The organism is Colwellia polaris, assembly GCF_002104515.1.
In the GTDB taxonomy this organism is placed as follows: domain Bacteria; phylum Pseudomonadota; class Gammaproteobacteria; order Enterobacterales; family Alteromonadaceae; genus Cognaticolwellia; species Cognaticolwellia polaris.
The window spans coordinates 206,114-218,719 of record NZ_NBOE01000003.1; the positions used below are offsets into that span (position 1 = coordinate 206,114).

The 12,606-nt window shown below is 39.3% G+C and carries 11 protein-coding genes; 2 read left to right on the top strand and 9 right to left on the bottom strand.

From position 1 onward, the window contains the following. Window positions 1-2: 2 nt before the first annotated feature. The 6 genes from secG to rlmE all read right to left on the bottom strand — a co-directional run bounded on the left by secG (window position 3) and on the right by rlmE (window position 6,307). A complete protein-coding gene (secG, locus tag B6A32_RS07975) occupies window positions 3-377 on the bottom strand; it encodes a preprotein translocase subunit SecG (RefSeq protein ID WP_198946888.1) in 375 nt (124 codons plus the stop codon). Between the two features lie 4 nt (window positions 378-381). After that, the gene (tpiA, locus tag B6A32_RS07980) at window positions 382-1,152 is read right to left on the bottom strand and encodes a triose-phosphate isomerase (RefSeq protein WP_085302756.1); all 771 of its coding nucleotides are present in this window, start codon (window positions 1,150-1,152) and stop codon (window positions 382-384) included. Between the two features lie 125 nt (window positions 1,153-1,277). Further along, on the bottom strand, window positions 1,278-2,615 hold the full coding sequence (gene glmM / locus B6A32_RS07985; protein WP_085302757.1) for a phosphoglucosamine mutase: 1,338 nt from the start codon (window positions 2,613-2,615) through the stop codon (window positions 1,278-1,280). 64 nt (window positions 2,616-2,679) lie between these two features. After that, entirely contained in the window at window positions 2,680-3,459 is a 780-nt protein-coding gene (gene folP, locus B6A32_RS07990; protein WP_085302892.1) for a dihydropteroate synthase, read from the bottom strand. 198 nt (window positions 3,460-3,657) lie between these two features. Then, window positions 3,658-5,610 (bottom strand): ATP-dependent zinc metalloprotease FtsH, encoded by a 1,953-nt coding sequence (gene ftsH / locus B6A32_RS07995; protein WP_198946882.1) that lies wholly within the window; start codon window positions 5,608-5,610, stop codon window positions 3,658-3,660. Between the two features lie 67 nt (window positions 5,611-5,677). Then, a complete protein-coding gene (gene rlmE, locus B6A32_RS08000) occupies window positions 5,678-6,307 on the bottom strand; it encodes a 23S rRNA (uridine(2552)-2'-O)-methyltransferase RlmE (RefSeq protein WP_085302760.1) in 630 nt (209 codons plus the stop codon). Between the two features lie 210 nt (window positions 6,308-6,517). On the opposite strand from rlmE, the gene yhbY reads away from it, so the two are divergent. Next, the gene (yhbY, locus tag B6A32_RS08005) at window positions 6,518-6,814 is read left to right on the top strand and encodes a ribosome assembly RNA-binding protein YhbY (RefSeq protein ID WP_085302762.1); all 297 of its coding nucleotides are present in this window, start codon (window positions 6,518-6,520) and stop codon (window positions 6,812-6,814) included. Window positions 6,815-7,130: 316 nt separating this feature from the next. Then, on the top strand, window positions 7,131-7,475 hold the full coding sequence (locus B6A32_RS08010) for a rhodanese-like domain-containing protein (RefSeq protein ID WP_085302763.1): 345 nt from the start codon (window positions 7,131-7,133) through the stop codon (window positions 7,473-7,475). A gap of 90 nt (window positions 7,476-7,565) precedes the next feature. On the opposite strand, the gene greA is transcribed toward B6A32_RS08010, so the two are convergent. From greA to carA, 3 genes are all read right to left on the bottom strand, one after another. Continuing rightward, window positions 7,566-8,042, bottom strand: a complete 477-nt coding sequence (gene greA / locus B6A32_RS08015) for a transcription elongation factor GreA (RefSeq protein WP_085302765.1) — start codon at window positions 8,040-8,042, stop codon at window positions 7,566-7,568. Window positions 8,043-8,183: 141 nt separating this feature from the next. Beyond that, window positions 8,184-11,402 (bottom strand): carbamoyl-phosphate synthase large subunit, encoded by a 3,219-nt coding sequence (gene carB, locus B6A32_RS08020; protein WP_085302766.1) that lies wholly within the window; start codon window positions 11,400-11,402, stop codon window positions 8,184-8,186. A 29-nt stretch (window positions 11,403-11,431) separates the two neighbouring features. After that, window positions 11,432-12,577: a glutamine-hydrolyzing carbamoyl-phosphate synthase small subunit gene (gene carA / locus B6A32_RS08025; protein ID WP_085302767.1), complete on the bottom strand. Its 1,146-nt coding sequence runs from the start codon at window positions 12,575-12,577 to the stop codon at window positions 11,432-11,434. Window positions 12,578-12,606 lie beyond the last annotated feature (29 nt).

A 12,606-nucleotide genomic window follows, 5' to 3' on the forward strand; every position in this document is an offset into this window, starting at 1 on the left:
AACTAGTTTGGAACGTCGCTTACTTTCTCTACAGCGGCATCACTTGCAGGTACATCGTCATTTGTTGCTTGAGGTACGATAGTATCAGCAGGAATACTTTGTTCAGCTGGTACAGCTAGGTTATCAAAGTCAGCACCGGCTTTAACGCGGTTTGCTGTTAAGTTACCTAACACTAAACTAATAACAAAGAATGCTATCGCTAAGTAAGTTGTCGATTTTGTTAAGAAGTTACCAGAACCGCTTGAACCAAAAATAGTGGCTGAAGAGCCTGCACCGAATGATGCGCCCATATCAGCACCTTTACCTTGTTGAATTAGTACTAAACCAATTAAACATAAAGCAACGATCAAATACACTACAATTAACACTTGATACAACATTTTATTTTCCCTTTGCTGCCGAACAAATTATTTTAAATTCTTCGGCTTTTAAACTAGCACCGCCGATTAATCCACCATCGATATCAGCTTGTGCAAATAATTCTTCACAGTTTTTCGCATTTACACTACCACCATACAACAATGGCAATTTATCTGCGACGTTTTCATCAAATTTAGCGATAAATTCACGTATAAATTGATGGGTTTCTTGTGCCATTTCTGGCGATGCTGTTTTTCCTGTACCTATTGCCCAAACTGGCTCGTACGCAATAACAACATTTTTAAAATTTTCAATACCAACTTCGTCAATAACTGGCTGTAACTGCTCAGCCAATACAACTTCAGTTTTTTCTGCTGCACGTTCTTCTTCACTTTCACCTATACAAAGAATAGGTTTAAGGCCAGATGCTAACGCTGCTTTAACTTTTTTAGCAACTAGAGCGCTTGATTCATTATAAATACTTCGACGCTCAGAATGCCCTACTATGATGTAACTCACACCAACTTCTTGTAGCATTGACGCTGAAACTTCACCGGTAAATGCACCGCTATTATGCTCACTAAAGTTTTGAGCACCTAAACTAAATGCTGCAGATAAATTCGTACTAGCACTAGCTGCATTAAAAGCCGCTAAGTAAGGAGAGCTAGGACAAACAACTACTTCAACATTTTCATTTAACGTGACGTTATTTAATTCTGAAACCATTGAGTTGACTAAAGCTAAACTGCCATTCATTTTCCAGTTTGCTGCAACTATCGAAAGTCTTTTCATTTATCATTCCTAAATCAAAGCGGCGAGATATTAACTAACCTATCGACAAGATACAAGTATTTCAATCAATATCCTGTTTAATTGCTCATAATTCATTCGACTTTAAAATCGAGCGAAGTTTTTTTCTAAAAAGATTGTTTTACAGCATCGGCAATTTCATTTGCTAACGCAGTAACTTCGTCATGTTCAGGGCCTTCTACCATTACGCGAATTAACGGTTCGGTGCCTGATTTTCTTAAAAGTACTCGGCCACGGCCGGTGAGTTTGTCATTAACGCGATCAACCGAAGCTAAAACGTCAGCATTGGTTAACGGGTCGTTATCGCCAGAGAATCTAACATTCACTAACACTTGCGGTAATTTAGTCATGCCTTGTCGTAATTCAAATAGCGTTTTACCTGAATTACAAATTGCAGTTAGTACATTTAATGCCGCAATTATTCCGTCACCAGTTGAGGTATGGTTTAAGTTGATAACGTGGCCTGAGTTTTCTGCGCCCAATTTCCAACCTTTTTGTTTTAACATTTCCATAACGTAGCGATCACCAACATTACTTCGTGCAAAAGGTACATCCATATCGGCAAGGGCAAGTTCTAAGCCCATGTTACTCATTAATGTCCCTACAACACCACCATCAATACTGCCATTTTGTAAATCATTGCAAGCAATAACATACACACTTTCATCGCCATCTATAACATAACCTGTGTGATCAACCATCATTAGGCGATCACCATCACCGTCAAGGGCAATGCCTAAGTCAGCTTGATGTTCTACAACCGCGGCACTTATTGCAGCCATAGAAGTAGCGCCGCACTCATGGTTGATGTTAGTGCCATTAGGTGATGTACCTATTTCTATAACGTCTGCGCCTAGCTCTCGAAATACATTCGGAGCAATGTGGTAAGTGGCACCGTGAGCACAATCAACGACGATTTTCATGCCTTTTAATGAGTACTGGCTTGGAAAGTTACTTTTACAAAACTCAATGTAACGTCCAGCGGCATCTGCAATGCGCGAGGCTTTGCCTAAATGTGCTGACTCGACACAACCCATGTCTTTATCTAATTCTGCTTCAATGGCTAATTCAACATCGTCAGGTAATTTTTGTCCGTCTTGGGAGAAAAATTTAATACCATTATCATAAAATGGATTGTGCGATGCACTGATCACAATGCCAGCTTCAGCTCTGAAGGTTTTAGTTAAATAAGCGATACCTGGTGTTGGCATAGGGCCTAATAAGCCAATATCTATACCTGCCGCTGAAAAACCAGCTTCTAAGGCTGACTCCAACATGTAACCGGAGATTCGAGTGTCTTTACCGATTAATACTTTTTTAGTACCTTGCGCCGCTAATACGCGCCCTGCTGCATAACCTAACTTCATAACAAATTCAGGTGTAATTGGGTATTGGCCTACTAAACCTCGTATTCCATCAGTACCAAAATATCTTCTTTGTGACATTTCTATCTTCCTTTATCTCAATATTCTTATTTTATTAATTTTTAAATTACTGTGATTGACTCTGTTAACGATTATCAGTCACTGCTTTTAATATGTTTAGTGCATCTGCGGTTTCTTGCACATCATGTACACGAATTATATGCGCACCTTGTTGAGCAGCTATTAATGCAGTACTTATACTACCTGCAAGTCGCTGGTCAACTTCTCGATTCAATAAATTTCCGATCATCGATTTTCTAGACATCCCAGCGAGTATAGGTAAGCCGAGCGAAGAGAATTTCGATACATTCGCCAATAAATGAAAGTTTTGCTCGAGTGTTTTACCAAAACCAAAACCGGGGTCTAGAATTATACGATCACGTGAAATTCCTGCATTAACACATGCATTAATACGTTGCTGAAAAAAAGCTATAATATCGTTAATCAAATCTTCATAACTTGGGTTATTTTGCATAGTTCGGGGTAAGCCTTGCATATGCATTAAGCAAACAGGAGTGTTACTTGCCGCTAATGCAGCTAAACACCCCTCGTTTTGTAAAGCACGTACATCGTTGATGATATCAGCGCCTGCCGCTATAGCAGCACTCATAACCTTAGCTTTACTTGTATCAACAGATACTAAAATATTAAAACGCTTTTTAATGGCTTTTAGTACAGGTATAACACGAGCGAGCTCATCGGCTTCACTTACCTCTTCGGCGCCTGGGCGTGTAGACTCACCGCCAATATCAATAATAGTAGCACCATCAGTAATCATACGTTGAACTTGCGCTAATGCTGGTTCAAAATCGGCAAACTTACCACCATCAGAGAATGAATCAGGTGTAACATTTAAAATGCCCATTATTTGTGGTGTTGATAAATCTATGACTGAATTCGGGCAAACAAGTTGGTTTAGCACTGTAATCTCTTTATAACAAATTCTTTATTATTTTAACTTCTCAAACAGCTTTGGTGTTTTAAAAAGTTAAAATAATAAAGCCTCAATATAAATTAAACGGTTAGATTTAATCCTTTGAGGCTTTAATAATTTCTCTAGCGATTAAGAAGCTGGAATATCTGAATTATCAGTTGAGCTTTTCGGCTCTTTAGTTTCCTTTACTTCTTCATCTTTTTTAGCTGAAGGCTTACTTGAATCAGTATTATTGTCTGATTTGTCATCAGAGCTTCTTGCATCAAAATCAGCTGGTGGGCGGACTTTAGTACGATTCATTAAGTCATCAACTTGCAAAGCATCAATAGTTTCATATTCCATTAACGCATCTTTCATTGCATGAAGAATATCTTCATTGTCTTTTAATATTTTTTCTGCTCGATCGTAATTACGATTAACAAAATCTTTAATTTCTTCATCAATTGCACGTGCCGTTTCATCAGACATATTTAATGACTTAGACGATGTTCTTCCTAAGAATACTTCACCTTCTTCTTCAGCAAATAGCATAGGACCCATTTTTTGTGAGAAGCCCCACTGTGTCACCATTTTGCGTGCAAGTTGTGTTGCGCGCTCAATATCGTTTGAAGCACCTGTTGAAACTTTTTCAAAACCGTAAATCATTTCTTCTGCAATACGACCACCGTATAAAGATGAAATGTTACTTTCTAGATGCTGCTTACTGTGGCTGAAACGATCTTGCTCAGGTAAGTACATAGTTACACCCAATGCCCGACCACGTGGCATAATGCTCACTTTATAAACTGGGTCATGATCTGGCACTAAACGACCTACAATCGCGTGTCCTGCTTCATGATAAGCAGTCATTTCTTTTTCTGACTCAGTCATCACCATAGAGCGTCGTTCTGAGCCCATCATGATTTTGTCTTTCGCTTTTTCAAATTCAGCCATACCTACAACACGACGTGCTGAACGCGCAGCAAATAAAGCCGCCTCGTTTACTAGGTTAGCTAAGTCAGCACCAGAAAAACCTGGGGTACCACGAGCAATAACAGAGGCTTTAACATCATCACCTAAAGGTACTTTACGCATGTGAACTTTCAAAATTTGCTCACGACCACGAATATCAGGTAAACCAACGGTAACTTGACGGTCAAAACGACCAGGACGAAGTAACGCCGGATCTAATACATCAGGGCGGTTAGTGGCAGCAATAACGATTACGCCTTCATTACCTTCAAAACCATCCATTTCAACCAGCATTTGGTTCAGTGTTTGTTCACGTTCATCATGACCACCACCCATACCTGCGCCACGTTGGCGACCTACAGCATCAATTTCATCGATAAAGATGATACAAGGAGCTGATTTTTTAGCTTGCTCGAACATGTCGCGCACACGAGATGCACCAACACCAACAAACATTTCAACAAAATCAGAGCCTGAAATAGTAAAGAAAGGTACCTTAGCTTCACCAGCAATTGCTTTTGCTAATAACGTTTTACCTGTACCTGGTTGACCCACCATCAAAACACCTGATGGAATACGACCACCTAGTTTTTGAAAACGTGTTGGATCTTTCAAGTAATCAACTAATTCTGTTACTTCTTCTTTCGCTTCGTCACAACCAGCAACATCAGCAAAAGTTGTTTTAATTTGATCTTCGCCCAATAAACGCGCTTTAGACTTACCAAAACTCATTGCGCCTTTACCGCCCCCACCTTGCATTTGACGCATGAAGAAAATCCATACACCAATTAACAATATCATTGGGAACCAAGAGACAAAAATTGTCATTAAGAAACTTTGTTCTTCTGGTAATTCGCCCGATGCGTTAACACCTTGCTTAACTAGATCGTTGATTAAATCACGATCGTAGCCACCAGGAATAACGGTAACAAAGTTTTCACCGCTACGTTTAATACCATTGATAACGCCATTTCTATCAACGTCTACTTCTCTAATCTGCCCTTGACGTACGTCTTGAACAAATTGTGTGTAATCCACTTGTTGCTCTTTGCCGCTTCCAGGAGTAAAACTTTGGAAAACAGACATTAATACAACTGCAATAACTAACCATAAAATAAGATTTTTTGCCATATCGCTCAACTTAATGACCTCTTGATAATGTTAAAAATGGTGCGAAGAAATAATTCCACCCAATTTACTACAATTTAAAGCCCGTAGCTACAAGATAAACTTCACGTGAGCGTGCACGTGACGATTCTGGCTTGCGAGTTCTAACGGTTTTAAATGCGGCTCGAGCATCTTTCATAAATTGCTCAAAGCCCTCTCCTTGGAACACTTTCACTACAAAGGCGCCATCTTTCTTTAATACCTGATTGCACATATCTAGCGCTAATTCGACTAAATACATACTGCGCGCCGCGTCTGCAGCGTCATTACCGGTAAAATTTGCTGCCATGTCAGACATAACAACGTCGATACTTTTACCATTAATTCGAGTTAATAAAGCATCGAGTACTGCTTCTTCACGAAAGTCACCTTGCAAGAAATCTACACCTGCAATAGGGTCCATCGCTAAAATGTCACATGCAACAACTTGCCCGCTATCACCGACTACTTTCGTAGCGTATTCTGACCAACCGCCAGGAGCCGCACCTAAATCAACCACCTTCATACCAGGTTTAATTAATTTATCTTTATTATTTATCTCTTCAATTTTAAAAACAGCACGTGAGCGTAAGCCCAAACGTTGTGCTTTTTTTACATATTCATCATCAAAATGCTCTTTTAACCACCGAGCACTACTGACACTGACCTTATTCTTACTCATTCAATCCACTTATATTTTTTTGCTTTTAACAGTTGCTTATTTAAAAACGCGTTTACTTTATGCATTACTTAAAAGTATCAGCTGTATTTTAACCATAAATCACTATAAATGTACGGTTAAAAGCTGACTGTTTGTAAACAATATTAGTATTACAAACTAGATGGAGGTAAAATAGTCATAATTCAAGCTAACTTGTAACGAAAATTGTTCATGAACCTAAATAAAAAACAAATTCAGTATTTAAAAGGCTTAGCACATAGCCTTAAACCCGTAGTAATGCTAGGTAATAATGGCCTTACTGAAGCAGTAGTTGCCGAAATCGACTATTCGTTAAATCATCACGAATTAATCAAGATTAAAATCCCTACTGATGATCGTGAAACCAAAGCGCTTATTGTTGAAGCTATTTGTCGTGAAACAAATGCAACAAAAGTGCAAGTAATTGGTAAAACATTAATTATTTTTAGACCTACGGATGAAAAGAAAATTCGTATTCCTAAAATTTAATTCGTTTTAAGTTAAATCTGTTAGTGCTATCAACTTAAGTGCAGCTGCACTTTAAATATTAGCTAGCTTAACATTTTGGTATTTCAAAAAAGGGCATTAGCCCTTTTTTTTTGTACCTCAACTTTACAATCTGCCTTATCACGAACAACATAACTTTTAAAATCTTATCACTATTTCAGCAGGTAAGAAGTTTGCTCTACAAGGTAAAACAATAATCATCAACACTACATTAGAAAAAACTAATATACAAAAGATGTAGCTTGCCTTACAATCATTTTTTCTTCAATACTTCTTACATAACTTCGAGGATTTAAAAATGTTATTAACAGTACCAGAGCTAGTTACACAGGCTAAAACTTCGGTTGCCTGTGTTAGTGCAACACATGCTTATAGTCGCAAAAATGCAATAATTATTGATGTTCGAGAAGCTGGAGAAACTGCTACTTCGCCGGTAGCAAACTCAATCGCTATTCCTCGCGGAGTGTTGGAGATGCATATTGCTACACATTGCAAAGATTCAGAGGCTGAAATTTTTGTCCATTGCGCTTCAGGAGGGCGAGCTACATTAGCAGCAGAACAACTTCAACGCATGGGCTATAAAAATGTAAAAGCTATTAGCAATTCTCATGATGAAGTTTGTCAGGCACAAAAAAACCAGTAAACGTTTAATTAATAGCGTTTACTGGTTTTAAGTATGCATTAACACAGTGAACATTAAGTCCACCTTGTTGGGCTTAATGTAAAGTTAAGATTAAATGTGTTCTACGCCAACAATTTCATATTCAACTATACCGCCTGGGGTAGTTATTTCAATTTCTGAATCAACCTCTTTACCAATTAAACCGCGGGCAATTGGTGAGTTTAATGAAATACGGCCTGTTTTAAAGTCAGCTTCATCATCGCCAACAATTTTATAAGTTACTTCAACTTCAGTTTCAATATTTAATAGTGTAACTGTTGAGCCAAAAATAACCTTACCCGTATTAGGTATTTTAGTTACGTCTATAACTTGCGCGTTACATAAGCGACCTTCAATATCTTGAATGCGGCCTTCACAGAACCCCTGCTCTTCTTTCGCAGCATGGTACTCAGCATTTTCTTTCAGATCGCCATGTTCACGCGCATCAGCAATATCTTTTACAATACGTGGACGCTTTTCGGTTTTTAATACTCTTAATTCTTCTTTTAATTGCTCTGCACCAAGCAATGTCATCGGATACTTTGTCATTTTACTCTTCTTTTTCAAACAATAAAGGCGGTTTACCTATACTAAATAATAGAAGGTAACCACCTTTAGAAAATTATTCGCTTACGTTTACTTTACCGTTAATTTGTTCAAATTGCAGAACAAATTAACTTTTCTAGCAACTTATTTACAGCGTGTGTGTAATTCTTGTATAGAATTTACGATATTGCGGTCGTCTGCGGCATGTGATTGACACGCTGCAAATGCGGCATTCAATGTTGTAGTATATGCCACTTTGTAACGTAAAGCACCACCACGTAATACTTTAGAGTCTTCAATTGCTTTACGACCCTCGGTAGTATTAATAATGTAGGTATACTCACCGTTTTTAATTCTATCGAGAATATGTGGGCGACCTTCATGTACTTTGTTAACTAAACGACAAGGGATATTGGCTTCGCCTAGAATTACCGCGGTACCATGCGTAGCATCAAGTTCATAACCTAAAGCAACCATTTGTTTAGCAAGCTCTACCACACGACCTTTATCGCTATGACGCACTGAAACTAAAGCTCGACCATCTTTTGGTACAGAAACACCCGCACCTAAGTTAGCTTTAGCATAAGCTTCTTCAAAGGTATCGCCAACACCCATTACTTCACCCGTTGAACGCATTTCAGGGCCAACTAAAGGATCACTACCGTGGAACTTATTAAATGGGATAACCACTTCTTTAACAGAGAAATACGGAGGAATAACTTCCTTAGTAATACCTTGCTCTTTCAGTGACTTACCTGCCATTACACGCGCACCAACTTTAGCTAACGGTACCGCCGTTGCTTTTGATACAAATGGGATTGTACGAGCAGCACGAGGGTTAACCTCGATTAAATAAACTTTGCCATCTTTTACTGCCATTTGTGTATTCATTAGGCCAATAACACCTAACTCAAACGCTAAGTCAGTAACTTGCTTGCGCATAACGTCTTGTACTTCTTGGCTTAAGCTGTATGCCGGTAATGAACATGCTGAGTCACCTGAATGCACACCCGCTTGTTCGATATGCTGCATAATGCCACCTACAACTACATCTGTGCCGTCACATACAACGTCGATATCAACTTCAATCGCGTCATCTAAGAAATGGTCAAGTAGCACCGGTGAGTCATTTGATACACTTACCGCTTCCGTCATATAACGACGTAAATCATCTAAATCATAAACTATTTCCATTGCACGACCACCTAAAACATAAGATGGACGAACCACGAGTGGGAAACCAATGGTTTCAGCTTTTGCCATAGCTTCATCAAGAGAAGTAACCGTAGCATTTTCTGGTTGTAATAAACCTAAACGGTCTACCGCTTGTTGAAAGCGTTCACGATCTTCTGCACGGTCAATGGCATCGGGAGAAGTACCAATAATTGGCACACCAGCAGCTTCTAAAGCACGTGCTAATTTCAGTGGTGTTTGACCACCGTATTGTACGATTACGCCTTTAGGCTTTTCAATGCGAACAATTTCGAGCACATCTTCAAAAGTAATTGACTCAAAATACAAACGATCTGATGTGTCGTAGTCAGTTGAAACAGTTTCAGGGTTACAGTTAACCATAATAGTTTCAAAACCGTCTTCGCGTAATGCTAATGCTGCGTGTACACAACAATAATCAAATTCGATACCTTGGCCGATACGGTTTGGACCGCCACCTAAGATCATAATTGATTCTTTGCCGGTTGGGTTTGCTTCACATTCTTCATCATACGTTGAGTACATGTAAGCTGTGTCTGAGCTAAACTCTGCCGCACAGGTATCTACACGTTTGTAAACAGGGAAGATATTGGCATTATGACGCTTTTTACGTACTTCAGCTTCAGCAACACCAATTAAGTCAGCTAAACGTGAGTCTGCGAAACCTTTACGTTTGAGTTTGCGCAAATAAGTTGGCGTTAATACTTTTAAGCCACCTTCGCTAACTTTCGCTTCATCTAAAATAATATCTTCAATTTGTACCAGAAACCAACGGTCAATTTTGGTTAAGCGGAAAATATCATCAACACTTAAACCAAGGCGGAAGGCGTCACCAATATACCAAATACGATCAGCGCCAGCTTCTTGTAACTCGTGCATAATTTTGGTTTTAGCACCCGGTTGAGTTACATCAACCATAGAATCAAAACCATTAACGCCAACTTCTAAGCCACGAAGCGCTTTTTGTAATGACTCTTGCTGATTACGTCCAATTGACATGACCTCGCCAACAGATTTCATTTGCGTGGTAAGACGATCTTCTGCACCAGCAAATTTCTCAAAGTTAAAACGAGGTATTTTAGTTACAACGTAATCGATAGTTGGCTCAAATGACGCAGGTGTTTTACCGCCGGTAATATCATTAGTTAATTCATCAAGCGTATAACCTACTGCAAGTTTTGCTGCAATTTTAGCAATTGGGAAGCCAGTTGCTTTTGATGCTAATGCTGACGAACGAGAAACACGTGGGTTCATCTCGATAATAACCATACGGCCAGTATCAGGACAAATACCAAACTGTACGTTTGAGCCACCCGTTTCAACACCAATTTCACGTAATACCGCAATCGATGCATTACGCATGATTTGATATTCTTTATCCGTTAAGGTTTGTGCTGGTGCAACCGTGATTGAATCACCTGTATGAATGCCCATTGGGTCGAAGTTTTCAATCGAACAAATTATGATACAGTTATCATTTTTGTCGCGAACCACTTCCATTTCATATTCTTTCCAACCAATTAATGATTCATCAATCAATAATTCAGAAGTTGGAGAAAGATCTAAGCCACGTGTACAAATTTCGGTAAATTCTTCGCGGTTATAAGCAATACCGCCACCTGAGCCACCCATAGTAAATGATGGGCGAATAATACACGGAAAACCTAAGTTCTTACTTGCTTCATGTGCTTCTTCAAGTGTGTGTACAATTTCAGCGCGTGGTGTTTCTAAACCAATCGCTTTCATTGCTTTATCGAAACGACTGCGGTCTTCAGCTTTATCAATTGCATCAGCTGTAGCGCCAATCATTTCAACATTAAATTCTTTTAAAACGCCTTTAGCTTCTAGCTCTAACGCACAGTTTAAAGCGGTTTGGCCACCCATAGTCGGTAGCACAGCACAAGGACGTTCTTTTTCAATAATTTTACGTACAACTTCCCAGTGAATAGGTTCGATGTAAGTTGCATCGGCCATTTCAGGATCGGTCATAATAGTTGCTGGGTTCGAGTTAACTAGAATAACTCGGTAACCTTCTTCGCGTAGCGCTTTACAGGCTTGTGCACCTGAGTAATCAAACTCACATGCTTGGCCAATAACAATTGGTCCTGCGCCTAAGATCAAGATACTTTTTAAATCAGTACGTTTTGCCATTTTCTATTCTCTCTTCTCTTGTCTAAGGGCTAAGCTTTTTTTGAAGCAACGATTAAGTCGATAAAATGATCGAACAACGGAGCGGCATCAGTTGGGCCTGGGCTTGCTTCAGGGTGGCCTTGAAAACTAAACGCAGGTTTATCTGTACGATGAATACCTTGAATTGAACCATCGAACAATGAAGTGTGGGTTACTTTTAAGTTGTCAGATAAGTTATTTTCGTCAACAGCAAAACCATGGTTTTGCGCAGTGATCATCACAACATTACGCTCAAAGTCTTTTACAGGGTGATTGCCACCATGATGACCGAATTTCATTTTAATAGTTTGTGCACCGCTAGCCAAAGCTAACAATTGGTGACCTAAACAAATACCAAATACTGGGATATCCGTTGTTAAGAAGGTTTTTATCGCGCTAATGGCATAATCACATGGCTCAGGGTCACCTGGGCCATTAGATAAGAAAATACCGTCTGGGTTCATCGCTAAAACTTCTTCAGCTGAGGTTTGTGCAGGGACTACGGTAAGTTTACAGCCACGGTCTACTAACATACGTAAAATATTACGTTTAGCACCAAAATCGTATGCAACTACATGAAACTGTGAGTTTTCAGGTGTAACATGACCTTTTCCTAACTGCCAGCTGCCTTCTGTCCATTGGTATGATTCTTTCGTAGAAACAACTTTTGCTAAGTCCATACCTTTAAGACCAGGGAACGCCTGTGCTTGAGATAAAGCCTTTGCTGCTTCAACATTGTCATCGCTGAAGTCACCAGCGATTATACAACCGTTTTGTGCGCCTTTTTCACGTAAAATACGGGTAAGTTTGCGCGTGTCTATATCCGCAATACCTAAAATATTTTTTGCTTTTAAGTAGTCAGCTAAACTTTGCTCATTACGAAAGTTACTTGCGAGTAGCGGTAAATCACGAATTACTAAACCTTTTGCCCAAATAGTACTAGATTCTTCATCTTCACTATTGGTACCTGTGTTACCTATGTGTGGATATGTAAGGGTAACAATTTGCTCTGCATAAGAGGGATCTGTCAAAATTTCTTGGTAGCCTGTCATTGAAGTATTAAATACTACTTCACCCACAGCCGTCCCTTCTGCACCGATAGCGGTGCCCTTAAATACAGTGCCGTCTTCAAGCACTAAAATGGCAGATTTAGTCAATGTAACCTCCGTTAAGAAGAAAGAAAATT

Excerpts from the sequence above, each read along its gene's own strand:
- tpiA (WP_085302756.1), bottom strand. The coding sequence starts at position 1,152 with ATGAAAAGACTTTCGATAGTTGCAGCAAACTGGAAAATGAATGGCAGT.
- glmM (WP_085302757.1), bottom strand. The coding sequence starts at position 2,615 with ATGTCACAAAGAAGATATTTTGGTACTGATGGAATACGAGGTTTAGTA.
- folP (WP_085302892.1), bottom strand. The coding sequence starts at position 3,459 with ATGGGCATTTTAAATGTTACACCTGATTCATTCTCTGATGGTGGTAAG.
- ftsH (WP_198946882.1), bottom strand. The coding sequence starts at position 5,610 with ATGGCAAAAAATCTTATTTTATGGTTAGTTATTGCAGTTGTATTAATG.
- rlmE (WP_085302760.1), bottom strand. The coding sequence starts at position 6,307 with ATGAGTAAGAATAAGGTCAGTGTCAGTAGTGCTCGGTGGTTAAAAGAG.
- yhbY (WP_085302762.1), top strand. The coding sequence starts at position 6,518 with ATGAACCTAAATAAAAAACAAATTCAGTATTTAAAAGGCTTAGCACAT.
- B6A32_RS08010 (WP_085302763.1), top strand. The coding sequence starts at position 7,131 with ATGTTATTAACAGTACCAGAGCTAGTTACACAGGCTAAAACTTCGGTT.
- greA (WP_085302765.1), bottom strand. The coding sequence starts at position 8,042 with ATGACAAAGTATCCGATGACATTGCTTGGTGCAGAGCAATTAAAAGAA.
- carB (WP_085302766.1), bottom strand. The coding sequence starts at position 11,402 with ATGGCAAAACGTACTGATTTAAAAAGTATCTTGATCTTAGGCGCAGGA.